26 protein-coding genes and 1 pseudogene are annotated in these 21056 nt (G+C 63.4%); 17 read left to right on the top strand and 10 right to left on the bottom strand.

The annotated features are described in order from the left end of the window. Positions 1-56: 56 nt before the first annotated feature. Together AC51GT_RS03590 and AC51GT_RS03585 are read right to left on the bottom strand one after the other, a co-directional pair. On the bottom strand, positions 57-1079 hold the full coding sequence (locus tag AC51GT_RS03590) for a hypothetical protein (RefSeq protein WP_496327878.1): 1023 nt from the start codon (positions 1077-1079) through the stop codon (positions 57-59). A gap of 208 nt (positions 1080-1287) precedes the next feature. Further along, positions 1288-2703: a pyridine nucleotide-disulfide oxidoreductase gene (locus tag AC51GT_RS03585; RefSeq protein WP_496327877.1), complete on the bottom strand. Its 1416-nt coding sequence runs from the start codon at positions 2701-2703 to the stop codon at positions 1288-1290. Positions 2704-2814: 111 nt separating this feature from the next. On the opposite strand from AC51GT_RS03585, the gene AC51GT_RS03580 reads away from it, so the two are divergent. The 5 genes from AC51GT_RS03580 to AC51GT_RS03560 all read left to right on the top strand — a co-directional run bounded on the left by AC51GT_RS03580 (position 2815) and on the right by AC51GT_RS03560 (position 6114). Then, complete coding sequence (locus AC51GT_RS03580) at positions 2815-3327, top strand: hypothetical protein (RefSeq protein WP_496327876.1); 513 nt, start codon at positions 2815-2817, stop codon at positions 3325-3327. Between the two features lie 142 nt (positions 3328-3469). Continuing rightward, entirely contained in the window at positions 3470-4234 is a 765-nt protein-coding gene (locus AC51GT_RS03575; protein ID WP_496327875.1) for a hypothetical protein, read from the top strand. Positions 4235-4296: 62 nt separating this feature from the next. After that, positions 4297-4659, top strand: coding sequence for a phage holin family protein (locus AC51GT_RS03570; protein ID WP_496324000.1), 363 nt, complete (start codon positions 4297-4299; stop codon positions 4657-4659). Continuing rightward, complete coding sequence (locus tag AC51GT_RS03565) at positions 4656-5276, top strand: DUF3618 domain-containing protein (protein WP_496327874.1); 621 nt, start codon at positions 4656-4658, stop codon at positions 5274-5276. Before AC51GT_RS03570 ends, AC51GT_RS03565 begins: the two co-directional genes overlap by 4 nt. Positions 5277-5448: 172 nt before the next feature. Beyond that, positions 5449-6114 (top strand): hypothetical protein, encoded by a 666-nt coding sequence (locus tag AC51GT_RS03560; RefSeq protein WP_496328004.1) that lies wholly within the window; start codon positions 5449-5451, stop codon positions 6112-6114. 181 nt (positions 6115-6295) lie between these two features. On the opposite strand, the gene AC51GT_RS03555 is transcribed toward AC51GT_RS03560, so the two are convergent. Both AC51GT_RS03555 and AC51GT_RS03550 read right to left on the bottom strand, forming a co-directional pair. Further along, positions 6296-6754, bottom strand: coding sequence for an STAS domain-containing protein (locus AC51GT_RS03555; RefSeq protein WP_496323998.1), 459 nt, complete (start codon positions 6752-6754; stop codon positions 6296-6298). A 180-nt stretch (positions 6755-6934) separates the two neighbouring features. Continuing rightward, the gene (locus AC51GT_RS03550) at positions 6935-7306 is read right to left on the bottom strand and encodes a PLD nuclease N-terminal domain-containing protein (RefSeq protein ID WP_496323997.1); all 372 of its coding nucleotides are present in this window, start codon (positions 7304-7306) and stop codon (positions 6935-6937) included. 406 nt (positions 7307-7712) lie between these two features. On the opposite strand from AC51GT_RS03550, the gene AC51GT_RS03545 reads away from it, so the two are divergent. Together AC51GT_RS03545 and AC51GT_RS03540 are read left to right on the top strand one after the other, a co-directional pair. Then, on the top strand, positions 7713-8174 hold the full coding sequence (locus tag AC51GT_RS03545; protein ID WP_496327873.1) for a hypothetical protein: 462 nt from the start codon (positions 7713-7715) through the stop codon (positions 8172-8174). Between the two features lie 340 nt (positions 8175-8514). After that, positions 8515-8751 carry an STAS domain-containing protein gene (locus AC51GT_RS03540; RefSeq protein WP_496323995.1) on the top strand — a complete coding sequence of 79 codons (237 nt, stop codon included), beginning with the start codon at positions 8515-8517 and terminating at the stop codon, positions 8749-8751. Positions 8752-8773: 22 nt separating this feature from the next. Here the strand turns inward: AC51GT_RS03540 and AC51GT_RS03535 are convergent, their stop codons facing one another. After that, positions 8774-9766, bottom strand: coding sequence for an adenosine deaminase (locus AC51GT_RS03535; protein WP_496327872.1), 993 nt, complete (start codon positions 9764-9766; stop codon positions 8774-8776). Positions 9767-10045: 279 nt separating this feature from the next. Between AC51GT_RS03535 and AC51GT_RS03530 the strand changes: the two genes are divergently transcribed. The 3 genes from AC51GT_RS03530 (at position 10046) to AC51GT_RS03520 (ending at position 11622) form a co-directional block, all read left to right on the top strand. Next, the gene (locus AC51GT_RS03530; RefSeq protein WP_496327871.1) at positions 10046-10645 is read left to right on the top strand and encodes a TetR/AcrR family transcriptional regulator; all 600 of its coding nucleotides are present in this window, start codon (positions 10046-10048) and stop codon (positions 10643-10645) included. A 72-nt stretch (positions 10646-10717) separates the two neighbouring features. Next, the gene (locus AC51GT_RS03525; protein ID WP_496327870.1) at positions 10718-11329 is read left to right on the top strand and encodes a hypothetical protein; all 612 of its coding nucleotides are present in this window, start codon (positions 10718-10720) and stop codon (positions 11327-11329) included. An 89-nt stretch (positions 11330-11418) separates the two neighbouring features. Then, entirely contained in the window at positions 11419-11622 is a 204-nt protein-coding gene (locus tag AC51GT_RS03520; RefSeq protein ID WP_496327869.1) for a zinc-ribbon domain-containing protein, read from the top strand. Positions 11623-11711: 89 nt separating this feature from the next. On the opposite strand, the pseudogene AC51GT_RS03515 reads toward AC51GT_RS03520, so the two are convergent. Then, positions 11712-11954, bottom strand: a pseudogene (locus AC51GT_RS03515) (winged helix-turn-helix transcriptional regulator); the annotation flags it as partial. On the opposite strand from AC51GT_RS03515, the gene AC51GT_RS03510 reads away from it, so the two are divergent. Next, positions 11952-12362, top strand: coding sequence for a RidA family protein (locus tag AC51GT_RS03510; protein ID WP_496327868.1), 411 nt, complete (start codon positions 11952-11954; stop codon positions 12360-12362). The pseudogene AC51GT_RS03515 and the gene AC51GT_RS03510 sit on opposite strands and share 3 nt — an antisense overlap. 138 nt (positions 12363-12500) lie before the next feature. Here the strand turns inward: AC51GT_RS03510 and AC51GT_RS03505 are convergent, their stop codons facing one another. Next, positions 12501-12953, bottom strand: a complete 453-nt coding sequence (locus AC51GT_RS03505; RefSeq protein ID WP_496327867.1) for an SDR family NAD(P)-dependent oxidoreductase — start codon at positions 12951-12953, stop codon at positions 12501-12503. 96 nt (positions 12954-13049) lie between these two features. Continuing rightward, complete coding sequence (locus AC51GT_RS03500) at positions 13050-13439, bottom strand: ester cyclase (protein WP_496327866.1); 390 nt, start codon at positions 13437-13439, stop codon at positions 13050-13052. Between the two features lie 154 nt (positions 13440-13593). Here AC51GT_RS03500 and AC51GT_RS03495 point away from each other — a divergent pair, with 154 nt between their 5' ends. Together AC51GT_RS03495 and AC51GT_RS03490 are read left to right on the top strand one after the other, a co-directional pair. Then, positions 13594-14451 (top strand): helix-turn-helix domain-containing protein, encoded by an 858-nt coding sequence (locus AC51GT_RS03495; protein ID WP_496327865.1) that lies wholly within the window; start codon positions 13594-13596, stop codon positions 14449-14451. Further along, positions 14448-15104, top strand: a complete 657-nt coding sequence (locus AC51GT_RS03490; RefSeq protein WP_496327864.1) for an NADPH-dependent F420 reductase — start codon at positions 14448-14450, stop codon at positions 15102-15104. The genes AC51GT_RS03495 and AC51GT_RS03490 overlap by 4 nt, the downstream gene beginning before the upstream one ends. A 73-nt stretch (positions 15105-15177) precedes the next feature. On the opposite strand, the gene AC51GT_RS03485 is transcribed toward AC51GT_RS03490, so the two are convergent. Further along, positions 15178-16215 (bottom strand): NAD(P)-dependent alcohol dehydrogenase, encoded by a 1038-nt coding sequence (locus AC51GT_RS03485; protein WP_496327863.1) that lies wholly within the window; start codon positions 16213-16215, stop codon positions 15178-15180. 104 nt (positions 16216-16319) lie between these two features. Here AC51GT_RS03485 and AC51GT_RS03480 point away from each other — a divergent pair, with 104 nt between their 5' ends. The 4 genes from AC51GT_RS03480 to AC51GT_RS03465 all read left to right on the top strand — a co-directional run bounded on the left by AC51GT_RS03480 (position 16320) and on the right by AC51GT_RS03465 (position 20005). Beyond that, positions 16320-16892 (top strand): TetR/AcrR family transcriptional regulator, encoded by a 573-nt coding sequence (locus tag AC51GT_RS03480; protein ID WP_496323985.1) that lies wholly within the window; start codon positions 16320-16322, stop codon positions 16890-16892. Between the two features lie 192 nt (positions 16893-17084). Beyond that, positions 17085-18422, top strand: a complete 1338-nt coding sequence (locus AC51GT_RS03475) for an APC family permease (RefSeq protein WP_496323984.1) — start codon at positions 17085-17087, stop codon at positions 18420-18422. 179 nt (positions 18423-18601) lie between these two features. Beyond that, positions 18602-19066 (top strand): SRPBCC family protein, encoded by a 465-nt coding sequence (locus AC51GT_RS03470; protein ID WP_496327862.1) that lies wholly within the window; start codon positions 18602-18604, stop codon positions 19064-19066. A gap of 192 nt (positions 19067-19258) precedes the next feature. Further along, on the top strand, positions 19259-20005 hold the full coding sequence (locus AC51GT_RS03465; protein ID WP_496323982.1) for a M23 family metallopeptidase: 747 nt from the start codon (positions 19259-19261) through the stop codon (positions 20003-20005). Positions 20006-20021: 16 nt separating this feature from the next. Here the strand turns inward: AC51GT_RS03465 and AC51GT_RS03460 are convergent, their stop codons facing one another. Next, positions 20022-20999, bottom strand: coding sequence for a glycoside hydrolase family protein (locus tag AC51GT_RS03460; RefSeq protein WP_496327861.1), 978 nt, complete (start codon positions 20997-20999; stop codon positions 20022-20024). Between the last annotated feature and the right edge of the window lie 57 nt (positions 21000-21056).

The raw sequence follows: 21056 nt of genomic DNA, 5'->3' as shown, positions 1-21056 counted from the left end.
CTGCGGTTGTGTGTCGAGCCTCGGGGCCGCGCATCATGTATGGCGTACTGCGCGAATCATATTCGCAGGTCAGAACCGGATACCAGCTTTGATTCGTCAGCTGGGCGAGACCCCGCGATCTGCGAACCGGCGGTGATCGCCATGTTCGAGAACATCTTTCCGGAGAAGCCGAACAGCAGCGCCAACGCCAGCGCCACTGGAGTTGTCGGGTCGTTCCACGCATCCCGGAAGACCTGGCCGAGCAGGCCGATGTCTTCACTCGCGAGGAACGTCACCATGAGAAGGCCTCCGACCGCTGTCAATGCACCACCGACAGGGCTGAGTACCCGGACTCCCCACGTCGTCTGAGTGGCGTTGCTCAGGCGAGCGTCGATGAGCGGCGCAAGGAACCCGCCGATAGCGCCCAAGAGCAGCGTCTCGACATGCCCGAGCATCGAACCGACGGCGATCACGCCCCAAAGTCCAACGAGCGCCAACCACAGCGAGGCCCGCTGCCGGTCGAAGTCTGCGCGCAGCGCAGCGTCCTCGCGGGCATGACAGAGTTCGTCGGCGCGCGCCATGATGATTCGCCGGGCATTCGGCGTGATGGAATCGCTTTTGAACCGGTCTCTTAGCGCCTTTTCGCTCATTTTGTCGGATTCCGAGAGTCGGAGAAAGATGGTTTCCGCGAACGATGCCAAGTCGTCGTCAGGGACGAGGTACGACCGGAGTCGGCTCAGACCGTTCAGTGTCTGCTGGGCGGCCATCAACTCGTTGAGATTGACGGCGCGGAACGAACGCCTCACCAGAGCTTTCTTATGGGCCTTTTTGCATGTCTGGTCTTTCTGGTCCCTCGGCGGCTGGCTCAATCTCACCGACTCGTTCAGACCCGCCAATTCCGCTTTGAGTAATGCCCCCAGCTGTTTGTCGGTGTCCAGGCCGGTGTGCATGGCAATCTCGATCCCAGCTCGCAATCGCGCGATCTGCGACTTCAGCAACCACCGCCTCGGGGCAGCGATCATCCAGCTGTAGGTGAGCCAGACTATGACCAAATAGAGCAATCCAACGGCCAGGAGTACGAAGAATGCCTGCCAGTCCATCATCGACCTCCAGTACTACAGCCCTACGGGAGCCGGCGGCAGCAGGATCGGCATACCCGCCGAACTCGACTCCCATGGCACAATTCTCGCCACCCGACCGACCCCTGACACGAGTAGTCGACTACCCGAATCGCCGCGTTGCCCAGAATGTTTGGAAAGACATCGTCGTCAGCGGGGTCCATTCACGGAGAGCTGAGCGACTGTCCGGTTACGCGGGCATCCCGGCGAACTCGGTCAGCCGGCTCATCCCCAGCGGCGCGTACTTCGTCAATCGCTCGACCGCAGCCGCGAGTTCATCGGACTCCATCAGGTCCGGTGGCGTACGCGAAGGGTTCAGCGCGACCTGATCAGCCCAAGCCTTGATGTCAGGTTTGGCGTTGAATGCCGCAGCGGCGCGGCCACCGGTGACCTGCATCCACGCCCACTCGGCAAGACCGTCGGGATAGGTCGACGACGGGCAGACCGCGTTCTTCACAGCATTTGCGGTCTCGGCGTCCACTCCGACAGCCACGGTCGCCTCGACATGGCCCGTCAGCGCCGCGCCGAACAACGGAAACCCGGCACGTACCGGTTGCAGCGTCATCGTCCGGTTCCCCCAGATGGGCACCTGCGGCGCAGTACGTAGCCCCCGGGCAGCACAGTGGACGATCACCGCGTCGGGGTCGACGGCCACCGCATCATCAGCAGCCACTCCCTTGTCGAACGTGAGGCGCCCGGTCGCGACAGCGCGTAGGTGTCCCCGGCGTACGACATTCTCGATCATGCGCAACCGGTCGAGTTCCCACTGCGCGATCGTCGGAGTCCTTGCCATCGTGGGCGTCACCGAACGGTCGATCCGCAGCATGACGCCGGAGTCCTCGAGGCGGCAGAACATCTCATCGGCAGAGGTGGACTCGGATGCGGCCTGCACGGTGTCGGCCGCGGCACCGATGAACATCACCGGTTCAGGTTGGATGACGGCACGGTTCAGCATCCACGGATCGCGCGGCCGCACCCAGCAGATCGCGTCCGGGTCGACCCCGTTGTCGATCAGCCACACGCAGGCGTCAGTCGAGGTCTTGCCCGCACCGACGATCACATACTGCGATGTGGCACGACCGAGGCCGACCAGATCATTGACGGGTATGACGTGCGCACCGTCGGCCACCTCGAACGGCGGCGGCGTCAAGGAGGGGATGTCCGGGGCGAGATAGCGGGCATCGACCACGCTGCGACGCACCCGCACCTCGTGTTGACGCCCGGAGATCAGGGACACAAACCGGCCGCCGCCGAGGTAGTCGCAGTTCGAATGGAACGACACCTTGCCGGAAGCGAGCAAGCGGTCACGCAGGATGCGTTCGTAGTAGGCGCAGATCTCCGGCGCGGTGGCCCGCTCGTGCAGACCAGCCTCGGGCCCGCGCTGCTGGATCCGTCCACCTCCCAATGGCGTCGAGGCCACCCCGTAGAGAGCAGAGGCCTGGTGGAGTCGGACGAACGGATAGGCATCGAGCCAGTGACCACCGACTCCGTGCCGCCGATCGATCATGACCACGGAGACGTCGGCGCTGTCGATGAGGGCGTCGACAAAGGCCATCCCCATCGCGCCCGCACCGACCACCAGGTAGTCGGCCTCCAGCACCGCCATCCCATCAGACTGACCCTGGCCACGGGCAACGTCAATGACCTCTCTTCGGCATGGTTTACGCCGGGTTGGGTACTGGAGCAGAAGCACAGGGGTGAAGGAACCGGGAGATACATGGGTATGGATCGCGATGACCTCGGGTGTTGGATCGTCAAAGGCAATGGCGCAACCAACTCCGGCTACGTCGGCACCGAACTCGGCATGGCACGCAGCATGCCGGCCTCCGTCATCGAGACGACGTGGTGCCTCAGTGCCCGGACCCGGCGCCCGGCACTCGTTCGTCGCGGTGATCTCATCGCGCTGTGGATCACCGGGAAAAAGAATCCGGGCATCTATGAGTTCGGACGCGTGACGAGCGACGGTGTCGCCGACGAACCGGCGGACCCGGGATCTGCTCTGCACGTTGAGTTTCAGGCGATTCGACTCGATCAAGACTCATATGTGCCGAGGGCGGTGATGGCGGCAACGCCGACGCTGAGGAATTGTGAACAGTTCCGGGCGCCGATCATGGCAAATCCGTCGTATTTGACCCCTCCGGAAGCGGTCGTACTGGCCGGATTGATCGCTCGGCGGGTGCCGCGAGAGTCACTGGAGACCTCCGGATGGGCAACTGCGCTCACCTGGTGAGCGAAGGGGACTGCCGACATGCGTCAAATGGTTTGAGCGCGTGTGGTCGTGCTTGGTTTCGGCGGATTGGGGGTACTCGCCGGGAAGGTCGAAGCCACTGGCCTGCTTTCCGCCATCGTCGAGTACGAATGCGAGCCTTCTCATGACATCTTCCAGTGGAGCACCCATCCCCGAATATGCGGCCCCACCGGCCTCCGGGTCGCCGGACGCAGGCACAACCTCAACGGCCGACGTCGCCAAGCAGCAAGCCGGCGCGGTCGCCGATACTGCCGCCGACGCGGGCAAACACGTCGCCAACGTCGCCGGCGATCAAGCACAGCAGGTGGCCGGTGAGGTCAAGAACCAGGCCCAGGACCTGCTGGGTCAGACCCGTGACGAACTGACCACCCAGGCTGCCCATCAGCAGCAACGTGTCGCCGGCGGCCTGCAGGCCTTGTCGAATGAGTTCAGTTCGATGGCTGACAAGTCCGAAAATCCCGGTATTGCAACCGATTTGACCCGTCAAGCCTCTCAGCACGCACATACTGTTGCATCCTGGCTCGAGGACCGCGAACCCGGCCAAATCCTCGATGAGGTCACCCGATTCGCGCGCCGCAAGCCCGGAACATTTCTGGCTCTGGCCGCCGGCGCCGGGTTGATCGCCGGACGCCTTGGGCGCGGAATCACCGCCGCGAACACCAGCAACGACAACAACTCTGGCCCCAGCTCTCGCACAGTCTCAGCACCTCCACGCGCTGATGTCGCGCCGACCGCTCCCCTGGCACCCCCGGCGGGGTACCCGACCGGGCAGCACGCCGCCGATCGCGCAGGCGGCGGCGGGCCACTCGATTCGCCGTACCCGACGCCGCCCTCGTCGGCACCGCAACCGGGACGTCCCACTCCCCCGGCGCCGGGTGCGGCGCGATGACCGTCCCACCTCCTCCCAGCGCTCATGCCCACAGTGAAAGTGACCCTCCATCGCTGGGAGAGTTGTTATCCAATGTCAGCGAAGACCTCTCGGTCCTGGTCCGTCAAGAGCTCGCCCTCGCCAAGGCCGAGGCCACCCAGACTGCACGCCGTGTCGGCACCGGGTCAGGGATGCTCGTCGGAGCCGCCGTCGCCGGTTACTTCGTGTTGCTGTTCCTGTCGGTGGCCCTGTGGTGGAGCGTGGGCACCGCTATCGGACACGGCTGGTCCGCGCTGATCGTGGTGCTCGTATGGGCCGTCATCGGCGCCGTTCTCACTGTTCTCGGTCGCTCCGCACTACGCAAAGCCAAAGGTTTACCGCAAACCGCCGAGACCGTCACCCAAATTCCCGGCGCCCTCGCGCCGCATCCTCAGGAGGAGTCATGACCAGCAGTTCCGATCCCAACCAGATCCGCGCCGACATCGAACAGACCCGGGCCACGTTGAGTTCCGACGTCAACACCCTGGCCTACGAGGCGAATCCGACAACCATGGCCAAACGCAAAGTCGGCCGGGTCACCGGAACACTCGGCAGCGTCCGCGAGCGCGTCATGGGTTCGGCCTCCGACACTGCAGGGAGCACCTCGCAGGCAACGAGTTCGGCGATGGGATCCATATCGGATACCGCGCAGTCCGCGGGCGGTGCGGTGCAGTCGGCGCCGAGCGCAGTCAAAGCGCAGACCCAGGGCAATCCCCTGGCCGCCGGCCTGATCGCGTTCGGCGCTGGTCTGCTGGTGTCCGCGCTCATTCCTGCCAGTGACCGCGAGCAGCAGGCAGCGGCGGCGCTACAGGAAAAGGCGCAACCGTTGACCGATGAGGTGACCGACATCGCCAAGCAGACCGCCCAGAACCTGCAGGAACCCGCTCAGCAGGCAGCGGCTGCGGTGAAAGACACCGCGACAGACGCCGCCTCCACAGTCAAGGACGAGAGCACCTCGTCTGTTCAGGACGTACAGGATCACGCACAGCAGGCCACCGGCAAGGTTGCCGACCAACAACGCTGACTCACCTATGGCAAGGACGTCTGTACAGGCGTCCTTGCCATAGTCAGCGGCCGAACGTTGCGATCACACAGCTCTTCGGTGCCTGGCCATCGAAGGGGCCGGCTTCTCACGAACCGCGGACCGACGGCGCTTCTGACCGGTATCGTCACGCGCCGTGACTTCATCGAAGGTTATCGTGGCGATCCGAAGTGGTGGATTATCGCGGGCGAGTACCACTGACCTCGTCGATCGGTGTGCCGCGTCGGGTGCGACTCGTGTGCAGGTCAACATCAGCGACGAGCCGGTGTCACCAGCCATGCGCATCGACGAACTCGATCCCCCGATCCAAGCCGTGGTGACATTCTGGGCCCCAGACCCCGACCAGTTGCTCGCCGCCATCGTTGAGGACATCGACGGGGCAATCGCGGCCTGGGAGGTCCGGGACCGCACGCCGCTTGACCCGCTGCTACCCGCCGACGGATCGCGGATCGACGCGTTGTCGAACATCGCGTTCCTCCGGCGCCCCGCCGAGCTCGATCACCACGAGTGGCTCGAGCGCTGGCTCGGACACCACACACAGGTGGCGATCGACACCCAGGCCACCTTCGGTTACGTCCAGAACGTCGTCACTCGGGCGCTCCTCGACGTCACTCCCCGCGTGGACGGGATCGTCGAAGAGCTCTTCCCGATGGCGGCCGTCAGCGATATCCACGCGTTCTACGGCAGCGGTGGTGACCAGGACGAACTTGATCATCGAATGACCCTGATGCTCAACAGCATTGCCCGTTTCGGTGCCGATCGGAACCTCGACGTGGTGCCGACCTCGCGCTACGACTTCGATCTCCCGCGCGGCGGATAGGTCGTGAGTTGCTACCGGCCCGGCTCGCCGTGTTCCATCGCCCGTGTCCACCATCGCTCCAGCAGACTCGGCTCCGGCGAACCCGCGTCCGGGCCGGCTGCAGATGAGTTCGATTCGGTTGTAGGCGAACTGGTTTCAGAGAACCCGGTCGTTGTCGACGGCGAGTCCGCCGGCGACGCCGTCATCGACCCACTCCGGCGAGCGACGGTGCGGCGGTACGGCTGACCGGCGCGGTCCCGGCACACGAACCACCCCTGCGGGGGAAGACACTGTCAACGGAGGCGACGATCTTGATGGTGTCCGCCAGACCTGTCAGCTGTAGCGGGCGGGCGGTCACCGGACCCTGCGCGACGACGACGAGTTCGGCACCCATCTCCTTCACCCGCTCATGCACCGACAGCAAGGACGCCATCGCCGCGGTGCACAGAAACGTGGTGGGCGTCAGGTCGATGACCAGAACACCGGAGAGTTCACGGAGGACCCTCGCCGTCGCAAGATTCAACTGCTCGACAGTGAGTTGGTCCAGGTCTCCGGACACAGTCACCACCGCTGATCCGTCGTGACTGACGGCGGATACAGAGAAGGATGGATTGCACGAATGTGCAGTGGTCTCGGGAACGGAAATATGCGGCACAGGCATCGGATAACCCCTAAAAACACCGGGCGGAACGCTGGCCGGTGTTCGGAACACGGCCGGCGGGTGAGGGCGGCTTGTGTTCAACCGGTGCAGATATTGCCACGAAATCGGACCCCCGCGCAAGTCCTGCGGCCAAGCACCGAGCGGTGAGTGCGACCTATCCTTCGCCTCCCAGCCCACAGCTCACTTCTCGCCCTCCTGTTGACGCCGCCGCCGCTCCAGTTCACCCTGTCGACGCTGCGCCTCGGCCCGTTCACGCACCTGCCGCAAGAACTCGGCATCGGCGGCAGGGTCTTGCGGTTCAAAGCGACCCGGCTCGTCATACTCGGGAAATCCCAAAGCGGTGGCACGGCCCGAGCCACGCGGCCGACCGTAAGCCCCGCCCGCAACCGGCCGTCCGGCCACAAACCACACGATCGAACCCACCAGCGGCATCACGATCACCAACAGCAACCACCCCCACCGCGGCAAGCCACGCACCCCGGCCTCGCTCCCGATGATGTCGACCAACGCCGCGATCATCACCACCAACACAATCAAACCCAGATACGGCATCGCTCCCCCTCGTAGACAATCTTCCATTCGGCGATCATCAGATACGACCCCACCGGCTTCCCCTCACCTCTACCCCAGACAAACCGCCATAGTTTCACGGAGCAAACCAAACAAACAGACACGGTTCGATGGACACCACACTCCCGGTGGGACCGTCAGAGTAGTGGCTAATTCGATCATGGCCAGCACCAGTTGCCGATCGCAAAAGGAAAGCGCCGGTTACTTATTGGAGACTGCTCCCGCGAATCCGTGGACCACCGATTCCACAGCCTGCTTCAGCAGCACATTTCGCGTTGTAACACAGCGTGCACGAGTTCCGACGTATGAGGCACGTCACAATGACGTGGCGACCACTCAGCCCACACTGCGGCCGGCACGGAACCGACCGCACGCGAAGGAGATTCCGATGGCGCGTCGATTCACCCACACCAAGCCCCTTCTGGCCACGACCCTTGCCGCAGCCGCGGCCTGCACCTCGCTCATGGCAGGTAGCGCCAACGCCCTACCGGTGCCGCGCCCTTTGTGCACGATCACCTACCCCGATCCGGCGGAGCCGACCCGCGCCGAGCGATCAGTGGTCACGACCACGCCGGCCGGCCCCGGGAAGACCACTTTCAAGTTCCATACCCTCTCCAACACCCGTACGCCCTACGAACAAAGAGCGATTGTGATCTGGGCGAACCTGGACACCGGATTCAACGGCAGCGGGGAGTCCATCAGCTCGGTGGACCGCGGCTACACCCAGATCACACTGCCGATCCAGGATGTCGACAAGGGCCGCATCACGGTCGTCGCCTCGGTCAACAACACCGCCCCCAACGGTTGGATGAGCTACTCGGACTGCACCAACGAATACACCGCCCGCTAGCTCCTGATCCCTTCCCGTCCAACCGTCCCACGAGACTTGTCGACATAATCGATTCTGAGACAGAGTTTTTCGCAGCCCAAGGTTGAGGCGTAAACGCAAATCGCAGTTACCTGCCTTATCGAACTATTTTTCGAACTTGGGTTAGACTGGCGGAGTCATCGTTAGTGCGTCCCGCTGTGTAGCTCCCTGCACGAGGCCCAGGAGCGGGACGCGGGACCAACTGGTCCCCCAACACGAGGGCTGGGCAACAATGACCCCCACATCTGACAATTCTCTTGTTTTTGACGGCGAAGATCGTGGCCCACTATGGATTGTCGAGTCCATCTCATTTTCTAGCGGCGTGGCGGTCATCATCGTGCGCGGAGAAGTCGACATGTTGACCGCTCCCCAGCTACAGGACGCCCTCGACCACGCCGCAGTCCAGACCATGGACATCGTCGTCGACCTGTCCGCGGTCACGTTCTTCTCCACTGCAGGCGCCCACGTCGTGACCAATGCCCACAACGCTGGGCCCGGGCAGGTCCGGGTGTTCGCCCCTACCGACCCGGCACGCTGCGTCCTCGACATGGTCGGTTAGTACACCGGCGACGTAGCCGCGCTCAGAGGGTCTGCGCCGCAACCGAAATTTCCTTCAGGAGTTCGGCTTTGCGGGCGTCGGTCGCGAACGAACCAGTGACCGAGTTCGTCGCCAGTGTCACGAGTTCTTCAGCATTGAGTCCCAGCGCGTCGCGGACGCCGTTCAGGTTGTCGTCGACGTATCCGCCGAAGTAGGCGGGATCGTCGGAGTTGACGGACACATTGAGGCCCTTGCGGAGCATCGTCCGCAACGGATGATCCGAGAGCTGGTCAATCACCTTCAGGCTGACATTCGACAGCGGGCACGCGGTCAACGGAACACGGTCCTGCGTCAGGCGTCGGACGAGCGTCTCGTCCTCGAGACACCTGATTCCGTGGTCGATGCGTTCGACACCGAGCAGGTCCAATGCCTCCCAGATATATGCCGGCGGGCCTTCTTCGCCCGCATGCGCGACGAGGTGCAAACCTTCGGCACGCGCCTTCGCGTACACCTCGACGAACTTCGACGGCGGGTGCCCGACCTCCGCCGAGTCGAGTCCGATTCCGAGCATCGGGGTTCCGAGCGCAAGCACGTCATCGAGGACGGTCATGGCCGACTCGGCACTGTGGTCGCGCAGCATCGAGACGATCAGGCCGCTGCTGACACCGTGATTCTCGAAGGAGGTACTGAGCGCCGAGTCGACTCCCTCCATCACCTCTTCGAGTGCAACTCCCCGAACCAGGTGGGCCTGGGGGTCGAGGAACACCTCCGCATGGCGAACCCCGGCGAGCGCCGCCCGCGCCAGGTAGGCATTGGTCATCTCGGCGAAATCGGCCGCTGTCCGCAACGTCGACATGTTCGCGTAGTACAGATCGAGAAATTCCTGCAGATCCGCGAACTCGAACTGGCTCCGGAGCTCATCGACGTCGGCGTAAGGCAGCGCGATCTTGTTTCGTTCGGCGAGCCTGAAGACCGTCTCGGGCTCGAGGGTTCCCTCGAGGTGGAGGTGAAGTTCGGCGACCGGTAGGGACGTCATTCGCTGGTCCAATCATGTTGTGCAGGTGTCGAAGTGACCGAGTAGGCGAAGTCCGGGCGTTCGGTCAGCGCAGTCCTGCTCAGCCCCGGCGAACGGTCCACGCTACCACTCGTCGCGGCGGCATCTGCCGACCCCTCATCGGGTGGATCAGTGGTCAGGGCACAAACGGGCATCTTCACCAGACCTGAATAGAGGCAATGTTGCCAACTCGGCCGGTGACGTAACGCGTGTTACGGTCTGTGCATAACGCATGTTACGTATCGACGGACGGGAGCGCCCATGACCGACGGGCCAACACAAGCGGTGGTCGACCGGATATCCGCCGCTGTCTGGGCCGTGGCGGCTGACTGTGGTCTGGAGAACGTGTCGCTACGCGCGGTAGCTATCCGCGCAGACTGCACCACCGGCTTGATCATGCACCACTTCGGTTCGCGCACAGAAGTTCTGGTTCACGCCTGCCGAACGATGTACAGCCGCGTCGTCACACGCGCCGATGCAATCCAGGCAGGCCGCGAGCCGAGCATCGACGTGCTCGTGGACGTGCTGTCAGCCGTGCTGCCACTCGATCACGACCGCGTCGACGAGGTCCGCGTGTGGGCAGGCTTCGCCGCAACTGCCCTGGCGGAGCCACAACTCAAAGAGATCCACATCAACCACCACCGGCAATGGGTCACACGCATCACCGGCCTGGTTCAGGACCTGCGTTCCGACGCCACCGAAAACGACGTCGAAGATATTGCGAAGTCGCTGTCCGCCACAGTCAATGGACTCGCTTTGACGGCCATCTTGGACACCGAGACATACCCGCCGCGAACGCAACTACGCCTACTCGCAACGTGTGCCGCCGAGGCGCTCAACTCGCTGACAGCAACGGACTGATCCACATCCGAAAAGCCCGGCGAAGCGACGGCGATTCCGCGTTTCGCCTCCCAACGAAAAACGAGTTCAACGATGATTGACCCCCACTTCGTCCTGTTCGGCGCGCTGCTGAGCCTGGTCGGCTGTTCCTTCTACATCCGCGCGGTGCTGAGCGGCTCGGCCAGTCCGAACAGGGTCTCGTGGTTCCTCTGGGCTGCGATGCCCGTCATCGCTTTCCTCGCGCAGATCGACGAAGGGGTCGGACTTTCCTCAGTCCTCACCCTGTCCGTCGGCCTGGGACCGGCATTCGTCTTTGCCTCGTCATTTGTCAACCGGGAAAGCTACTGGCGCATCACGACGTCAGACGTGGTCTGCGGCGCGATCTCGGTCGCCGCCATCGCTGCATGGCTCCTACTGGACAACGCCACGATGGCGCTCGTCATGGTCGTGGTCGCAGATTCCGTCGCCGCACTGCCGACCATCGTGAAGAGTTGGAGGTCACCTCACACCGAGAGGTCGGACTACTACGTACTCGCCGGACTCAATGGAGGGATCGCGTTGCTGACCCTGGACTCGTGGCGCATTATCGACTGGCTGTTCCCCGTCTACGTTGTCGCCGTGACCACCACCATCGCGGCCACCATCGAGATCCGCCGCCGAACGAATCCAGCCGAACGGCCAACTCCCGTTGCTATCAACGATTAACCAACCCCGGAAGCCATCGCCGCGGCGGCCGGTCGGCTGAACTGTGACAGGCAACATGCCGGCCCCGACGGAACCTCTATGCTGGCTTTGTGTTCTTCATCTTCGGTTACGGCATCAAGCGGCAACACCTCGGCCCGGGTCAAAACCGAACGTGCCCGCACTGCCACAACACCACGCAGTGGACACGCATGAGGCAATTCAAACAATTCACGCTGTTCTTCGTTCCGATCGCACGCTGGAAGCGTCGTCAGTTCGAGGAATGTGGCATCTGCGGCACCGTCGCCGAGGTATGAGCGCTTACCCTCACCCCCACAACCCACCCGATAGGGACCTGCCGCGCTCACGAAGTCGATAACCGCTCCTGCGAAACGGTTACCGCACGTTACGAATTGCCCTCCTCGGCAGTGTCGAACTTCGAGCGAGCTCGGTCGATGTCAGGCATGTGCGCAGCAGCCCATTGAAGGATCACGTCGACCGGTGGCCGGAGCGTCTTTCCCAGCGGGGTAATCCGGTACTCAACTGCGACCGGGCGCGAACTGAGTAGGTTCCTTTCGATGATTCCGTTCCGCTCGAGCTTGCGCAATGTTGCGGTGAGCGACTTCTGAGTGACGGTCGGGATTGCTTGTCCGTCAACTACTCCACCCCCGAAGGCATGACGCAACCCACCCCCTACCACCACGTCGCGGTGGGTACGGGGTCGCGCCACGTGCACGTCAGTGGTCAGATTGCGCGCTTGGCCAATGGAACACCCGTGGCCCCAGACGACCTGGCCGGACAGGTCGCGCAGGCTCTGCGCAACACTTCGACCGGACTGGCCGGCGCAGGTGCCACGTTCGCCGATGTACTCAGACTGACGTTCTATGTCACCGACTGGACGCCGGAAAAGATCACCCAGCTCATGGCCGGCATCGGACGCGTCGCTGCTGACATCGGACTGCCACTTCCGATGCCACCCGCCTCATTGATCGGAGTCGACTACCTCTTCGAACCCGACGTACTCGTGGAAGTCGAGGCCACAGCGATCCTCGACTGACCGGGCCCGCACCGCGCTCTACGCGCGGGGTAACCAGCCGGACGCTTCCCGTCGACGGACGATCGGCCCCGCACCGCTCACTGACACAGCTATCGCAGGTACTCGAGGCCCTACCAGTTGATGTACTCCTCGTGAGGCTTACCAGGGCAATGTGCCCGCCTCGTCCTGGGACGTCCCGGTAGGGCCTTCCGGTCCGAGTCTCGCCCAACGCACGACAACCCTTGCGCTCTCGTCAGCCGGCCGCCCGATCCCGAAGGCGGCGGTCAAGTCCGTTGCGGTGGGTCCCGGCTCGACGGCATTGAACTTGATGACCGGTTGCCACTTGGCGTATTGCACTGTCAGCATGGTCGCGGCAGATTTGGACGCCGAGTAAAGCGCGAGAGGCAGGTTGAACTCCGCCCGCTCAGGGTTGTTCACCGCCCAGAACGATCCAGCGCTGCTGGATACGGTGACCACGGTGGGGTTGGACGACCTGCGAAGTAGCGGCAGGGCCGCCTCGGTCACTCGCACGATGCCGACCGCGTTCGTGTCGAACGCTCGTAGTGCCGCAGATCCGTCGAGCTCGGTCTCCAGGATGCCCGCATTGTTCACCAGAACATCAAGGTTTCGAACCCAATGCCCTTGTTGGCGCCGGTAATCAAAGTGACGGTCATGTTTTCCCTTTTCGATATCAGTTGCGTGGTGTGGTCAGGCGGCGAGCTGGGTGCGCAGAGCGCCGGCATCGTGCAGCGCCGACATGTGCAGAAACTTCCCGTCGCGGATTGTGTAGATCGCGAACTCGGCGAGTTCGATGGACTTTCCGGTGGGTGCGACGCCGAGCCATTCCTTCACAGGAGTGCCCGTGTTGTTCAGACGTGCAGCCAGCCGGTCGCCATAGGCAACGAGTTCTCTTACCTCCCAGTGGAAGTCAGGAACAGCTCCAACTATTCCGTTCAGGTCGGCGACGAGAGCGTCTCGGGAGCCCGATTCGCTCTGCAACGTCACGTGATCGTGAACGAACTCGTGCATACGGTCGAACCGATGAGCGTTGAGCGCCTCGATATAGCTCGTGTAGAACTCGCGGGAGTCAAAAGACATTGGATTCCTTTCTGGGCGAAGCAAGGCCGGGCAAGCCGCCCGAACTGACTCCTCGAAAGTTATGCGCGGACAGGTCCTTCGACCAGAGTCCCGTCGTGCCCAGGGTGTCGCAGGACCCCCGCTGACTGTGTCTCACCGACCTATGCTGATCCGTATGAGTGAAACAACAAATGCTCTCGGCGCGTACCTGCGTGCCCGACGTGAATTGGTGACGCCCCAGCAGGCAGGCATTCCCGACGGCGGTGTACGACGCGTGCCAGGGCTGCGGCGGGAGGAAGTCGCCATGCTTGCCGGCATCAGCGCCGACTACTACCTGCGACTGGAACGAGGACGCGACCGCAACCCCTCACTACAAGTGCTCGAGTCGATCGCACGCGTACTGCAACTCGACGACGAGCATCTGGCCCACCTGATGACGCTGGTGGCGGAGGTACCGCGCCGCCGCAAGCGCCGCAAGCGTTCGGTGACGCCGCCGGCCGGTGTACTCAAACTGCTGCATTCACTGGTGCAGCCCGCGTTCATCGAGGATCGGTACTTCGACATCGTCGCCTCGAACAGCCTCGCGCAAGCCCTTTCGCCCGGCCTTACCGTGGGAGGAAATCAGCTGCGAGACATGTTCCTCGACCCCGCAGAGCAGGCCCTGCACCCGGAATGGGAATCCGTCACAGAGTGCTTCATCGCGAACCTGCGGCAGGCCGTCGGCAACGACGTCGATGACACTCGGTTCATCGAGCTCACCGGCGAGCTGTCGCTGGCGAGCCCGAGGTTCCGCCGGCTCTGGGCCCGGCACGAAGTCCGGGGACAGCGTGGGGTGCCCGTCCGAATCGATCATCCCCAGGTCGGTGAGATGACACTCAACCGTGAACGGCTCGCCATCAGCGGAACCGAGGACCTCATGCTGGTCGTGTATCACCCGGACGCCGGTTCCCCTGCTGCGGAGAAGCTTTCACTACTGGCTTCGGCCGGGCTGCCCGCCTCGGGTGCGGAACACACTGTAACGAGCCAGCTGTGACGACCATCGGGATAATCGGCGCAGGAGAAGTCGGAAGCCAGATCGCCCGCGCCGCAATCGCTCACGGCTACACGGTTGTCATCGCCAACTCGCGTGGACCGGAGACGCTTACAGATCTTATCGCCGATCTGGGACCAGCGGCCCGTGCCGCACGCGCGGACGAGGCCGCAGCGGCAGGCGATTTCGCCGTCGTCGCCGTGCCGCTGACGCTGGTCAACAACATGCCCGTCGATGAACTCGCCGGAAAGATTGTGCTGGACACGAACAACTACATGGCCTGGCGCGACGGCCACTTCCCCGTCATCGATTCCGGTCAGAAGACGATTCACGAGCTGCGGCAAGAACAGCTGCCCACATCGAAGGTCGCGAAGGCCTTCACCCACATCCAAGCACCGAGCCTGCTGAAGTTCGCACGCCCCACCGGTGCCCCCGACCGCATGGCGTTGGCCGTCTCCAGCGACTACCCCGAAGCCGTTGAGCTCGTCACGCGGCTGTACGACGAGTTCGGCTTCGACACTGTTGACAACAGCCCACTGCGCGAATCCTGGCGCTCTGCACCCGGAACACCGATGTGGAACTTTCACGACACAGGGCAGACCCGCGAAGAGCTCGTGCTCAATCTGGCCCGAGCGCAGCACGTCAGCAACGCGTGACGCCGGCGGTCACCCTGGACGCATCAAAATGCCGGTTGTTGAGTGCATTTCGGCACTTCTGACGTCCGCGGTCTCAGCGCAGGTCGCTCATGTCGAGTACGAAGCGATACCGAACGTCGCCACTTGCGAGGCGTTCGAGAGCGATCTGCACCGCGGCCGATGGCATCACCTCGACGTCGGCGGTGATGTCGTGCTCACCGCAAAAGTCGAGCATGTCCTGGGTATACCGGTGTCCCCCGCTGCCGGCCGAACTCAGCGACTTGCGGCCTCCGAGAAGTTCGAGCGTGTCTACTGAGATGGGTCCCAGGAAACCAACCGAGCACAGCGTTCCATCCAGGGCGAGGCATCTCAGGTAGGGAGCAAGTTCGTGCGCGACGGGTATGCAGTCGATAATCAGGTCGAGCGTCCCGAGTTGTGCCTCCATGGCGCTCTGGTCGGTGGACAGGACTGTGGAATCCGCACCCAGCGCCTTGGCCTGATCAGCTTTCTCTGCCGACGTCGTGAACACCGTCACCTCGGCGCCGAGTGCGTGCGCGAACTTCACAGCGAGGTGACCGAGACCGCCGATTCCAGCGACGCCCACGCGTACTCCTGGCCCGACGTCCCAGCGCCGCAACGGTTCCCACACCGTGATCCCCGCACACATCAGCGGCGCGACAGCAGCGGGATCGAGACCGGGCGGGCGGTGGTAGACGAAGTGATGGTCGACGACGTATTCACTCGAATATGCTCCGAGTGTGGTCGTTCCGTCGAGGCGATCACGTCCGCCGTAGGTAAGTGTCGGAAACTCGCGACAGAAGTTCTCTTGACCTACCCCGCACATATCGCACCGACCGCAGGAATCGACGATGTTGCCGACCGCCACGGGGTCGCCTATCGCGAACCCGGTGACGGCATCGCCAACCGCGGTCACCACACCAACGAACTCGTGGCCGGGCGTGACGGGGAAACTGCCTGCCGGATCATTCATCGCGTGCAGATCGCTGTGGCACACCCCGCAGTGCGTGACCTGCACCGCCACGTCACGTGCACGTAGTTCGCGCCGCTCGAAGTCCCACCGTTCCAGTGACGATCCTGCGGAAAGTGCTCGATATCCGGTTGTCGGTCTCATTCGACTCCTTCGGCCTTCATTTCCAACCAACTAGTTGGATACTTACTGTAGACGACGCCGGATAAAATGCAACCAACCGGTTGGTTTGCCGATACGCTGGGCAGATGGGAGACGCAGCGGCCACAAAAGTGCGGATACTCGCGGCAGGAACGACCGAGTTCGCGCACTACGGTATTGCGGGAGCACGGGTGGACCGGATCGCAGCAGGTGCTTCGATCAACAAAGCCCAGATTTATAGCTATTTCGGCAGTAAAGAGCAATTGTTCGACGCAGTTTTCGACCATCGGGTCGACGTCGACGTTTCCACCGTCCCCTTCGACGCAACCGATCTCCCCGGCTATGTGACAGCGCTGTACGACATGTACCTCGGTGACCCAGACCTGGTCCGCTTGCTGACGTGGGCACGATTGGAGCGCACTCCGACCGGTGCCCTGTTCGGCCACCGAGGTGACCACGATCGAGACAACCTCGCGGCACTCGCGGACGCACAAGAGCGCGGCTTGTTGGTCAAAGACATCGCGCCACAAGACATGTGGGCAATGACCATCTCTCTCGCCGCGACCTGGGCCCAGGCCGCGATCGTTCATGTCGCCGACACAGACGAACCGACGGCGGTCCACGAACGACGAAAAGCCGCCCTCGCCGCCGCGGCTCGGCGCGCCTTCTGCGCACCGTGACCGTCCGCATCCGCCGACAGTTGACCGCATCGACCTGAATTCGGGACCGCGGCGCTCCCGGCGGCGGCACGGGCAGAGGTTTCCATTCTCGGCCAACTGGCTATGTCTACCGGCGAAGAACACCTGAAAGCACAGACGATCCTCTCCGGGAGTGACCAGCAGTGCTTTCGGGCCTGCAACCAGGAGATGTGAATGACGGCCGAAGCCGATTCGGGAACACAAGCAACAGGCGATGAGCCCGGCTCAAAACTGAAGCGGAAGATAACCGGTCCGCTGCTCTTTCTGTTCATCTTGGGCGACGTGCTCGGTGCGGGCATCTATGCGCTGATGGGGGTGCTTTCCGACGAGGTGGGCGGCGCGCTCTGGGCGCCGCTCGTGGTCGCACTCCTGCTCGCACTGCTCACCGCCGGCTCCTACGCGGAATTGGTCACCAAATATCCGCAGGCCGGCGGCGCGGCGATTTTTGCCGCGCGGGCATTCAAACGGCCGATCGTGTCGTTCCTCGTCGGGTACTGCATGTTGGCTGCCGGGGTCACCAGCGCAGCCGGACTCGCCCTGGCCTTCTCTGGTGAGTATTTGGGCACGTTCATCGACGTGCCGGCGGTCCCTGCAGCCATGGTGTTCCTCGCGCTGGTGGCCTGCCTCAATGCCCGGGGTATCAGCGAGTCGGTGAAGAGCAACGTCGTGATGACGATCGTCGAACTCAGCGGTCTGCTGATCGTGATCATCGTGGTCGCGATCATGCTCGGCGGCGGCAAAGGTGACGTATCCAGGGTCGGCGAGTTCCCGGACGGGTCAACCCCCGCTCTGGCCGTCCTCAGCGGTGCCATCATCGCCTACTACTCGTTCGTCGGGTTCGAGACCTCTGCCAATGTCGCCGAAGAGATCCGCAACCCGAGCCGGGTATATCCCCTGGCTCTGTTCGGATCGCTGGCCACGGCAGGACTTGTGTACGTTCTGGTCGGGCTCGCGAGTTCGATCGCACTGTCGCCCAACGACTTGTCGGCGTCTTCCGGACCCCTACTCGCGGTGGTCAGAGAGTCAGGGGTCAACATCCCCGACTGGGTTTTCAGCCTCATCGCGCTCATCGCGGTCGCCAACGGCGCGCTGCTCACGATGATCATGGCGAGCCGCCTGGCCTTCGGGATGGCCGAGAACAAGCTGTTACCCAGCATGTTGGGAAAGGTTTTGCCCAACCGCCGCACCCCATGGGCGGCGATCGCCGCGACGACGCTGGTGGCCATGCTGCTCACCCTCACCGGCGACCTGTCGACCTTGGCCGAGACCGTGGTGTTGCTGCTGCTCTTCGTCTTCATCTCGACGAACATCGCCGTCCTGGTGCTCCGCCGTGATCGAGTGGAGCACAAACATTTTCGCGTCCCGACGGTCATACCGATACTAGGGGTGGCCTCGTGCGTGCTACTTCTCACCCAGCAGAGCGGTCAGGTGTGGTTGTTCGGTGGGATCCTCCTCGCATTCGGCGTGGTGTTGCACACGGCAGCGACGTGGGTGCGTCGCCGCTCGGCCTGATGCTCTTGTCCATAGCACCCAAAATATCGGGTTTGCAGCATATTTCGCCGCACAGGACCACTTCATCGTGCAGCCATGGCGTCCCACCTCTACTTGATAAACGGCGCGTGACAAGGCAATTCACCTCGGCAGCGCGGAGCAACGTTGCCAAGACGACAAATTTTGGGCAGGGTGGAGGGATGAGTGACAACACAAAGATCACAGTCGAACGCACCATCGACGCGCCCGTCGACGCGGTTTTCGACGTCCTCTCCAATCCCGAACGACACCAGGAACTCGACGGTTCCGGATTCATCCGCGGGGTCGAACACGCCGACCGGATCCAGAAGGTCGGCGACGTGTTCACGATGAACATGCAGGGCGATCACATGGGCGGTGAGTACAAAACCGACAACCACGTGTCCGGTTACGCGAAGGACAAGCTGCTGGCCTGGAAGACCGCGCCGGCAGGAACGGAACCTCCCGGGTGGGAGTGGCTGTGGGAATTGGAGTCTCAGGGACCCAACGAGACACTGGTTCGCCATACCTACGATTGGTCGAAGGTCACCGATAAGAAGTTGCTCGAACAGGTGAAGTTCCCGCTCGTCACCAAGGATCAGCTGACCGACACGCTTGGTCGGCTGGCAGCCGCGGTTACTTCCTGATCACTATCGGTAGCGCGCCCCGTCCCGAATCGTTCGGGACGGGGCGTATTGCCGTGACCACAAACCCGCTGTCCCAGCACTCGCGGCACCCACCTCTCGCACCCCCGCTTTGGACAACCGCCGGTGGCACCAGTAACCTTTCCGTGTCCTCGCTGATACCAAAAAGTTACCTCTTACGAAACGGACATATTTGTGCCCCGCCACCGACTGAATGCCCAGGCCTCCTCTCTGCCCGCGACCATGCTGCTTGTGGACTCCGCGTCGCACAACGGCCGAGGTGGTCAGCATCGGGCCCCCAGAACCACCGTCGGACCGGTGAGCGCAACAGCTGGAGCGCTGGCTGTGGCCGGCGCCATCGGACTGAGCGTCGGTGGAGCCTCCCAGGCCGCCGCCGCAGAGGCTCCGGCCTCCCCGATCAACCTCGAGGCGATTGCCGCGCTGCCCGAGGTTTCCGCAACCCTGGCCGCGCTGCCCTCGGATGTGGCGCTGCCGGCACCCATCGACGACATCGTGCGCGATCTGTTGCCCCACCTGTCCACCCCGGGCATCGGAGCCACCTCGACACCGACCACGGGTACCGTGACCTCGGGTTACGGCGCTCGGTGGGGCACCACCCACTACGGCCTGGACATCGCCAACGACATCGGCACGCCGGTTTATGCGGTCACTGATGGGACAGTTCTCGAGTCCGGACCCGCAGACGGCTTCGGACAGTGGATCCGGGTCCAGCAAGACGACGGCACCATCGGCGTCTTCGGGCATGTCGACGAAAGCTACGTAACGCCCGGCCAGCAGGTCCGGGCCGGCGAGCAGATCGGCACCGTCGGCAATCGCGGGCATTCTACCGGCCCGCACCTGCATTACGAGGTCTGGGAAAAAGACGGCACCAAGGTCGATCCCCAGGTCTGGCTGGACAACCGCGGCGTCAGCGTCGGCTGATCACGGCGACGGCTCGTCACGTCGGCTCTCTGATCACACCGGCATGGCGTACATCCCCGGAAAGGCCCGGAAGCTCTTTGAGCGCCGACCAGGTTTGCAGCCCATCGGCGCTGTCGGAGTAGACGTACTTTCCTTCGGCATAGGCGTCGAGGTAGATCCGCCAGTTGCCGTCCGGTAATCGGACAACGGCCGGGCCCTCCACCCGTGAGCCCCACGCGCCGGGCCGAACGAATGAATACGGGCCCGCCAGCGCCGGCGCGACTGCATGTTCGACGACCTTCTTCGTCTCGTTCTTGGTGAATGCGTGATAGCTCGATCCCACCTTCACCACGGTGGTGTCGACGTGGTCGGCCCCGATCCCCGCGATCGGGGTTGGCAGGCCCCACAACCTGAGCGACGGCTCCAGAGCCGTCATCAGATACGGCACGAACCCTCCACCCGTCGACATCGACAAGATGACGTTGACCCGGTCGCCGTCCACGAACCATTCGGGAGCCCAGGCCTTCGTGGTGAACGGCGACAACGACGGCCCGTCCTCGAACCCGGCCGACCCCGAGGAGCCCGGCGGGCTCGGAGGACCGGTACCGGCTCCGGTACCCGGCAGGAGGGCGCAGCAAAACGGGACCGGATAGGACGCCATGAACGTCCAGTTGATGCGGTCACTGCTGCGCGCGAAACCGATATTTGCGCCGTCGATCGTGGTGTAGGTGAGGTAGTACAACCCGTCGGTGTGCCGGAAGATGCTCGGGTCACGCACCACCCCGGACGGGGGCCGAAACGCTGACCTTCGGACGGGTGCGAAGTCGGTGGCATCCCCGGATTCGTACACGTCCAAGTCGCGGTCGCTGGTGTTGCTGAACGCCACCATCGTGTACCGCCAGGCGGGCGGCGCGGCGCCACCGCTCCCCGGAACCGCCACGAGCAAACCCGCGACGACGAGCACCACCACCGAGATGGCGGACAAGCAACTTCTTTTGGTCAGATCCACGACCATCTCTCCCCCACTGCGGAATTCGCTGTCACCGCAACAAAATTTCGGTTCCGGATCAGT

It is taken from the genome of Williamsia sp. z34 (assembly GCF_059553395.1).
The sequence above is the reverse complement of the archived record's forward strand: the minus strand, read 5'-3'. Positions and strand labels throughout refer to the sequence as shown.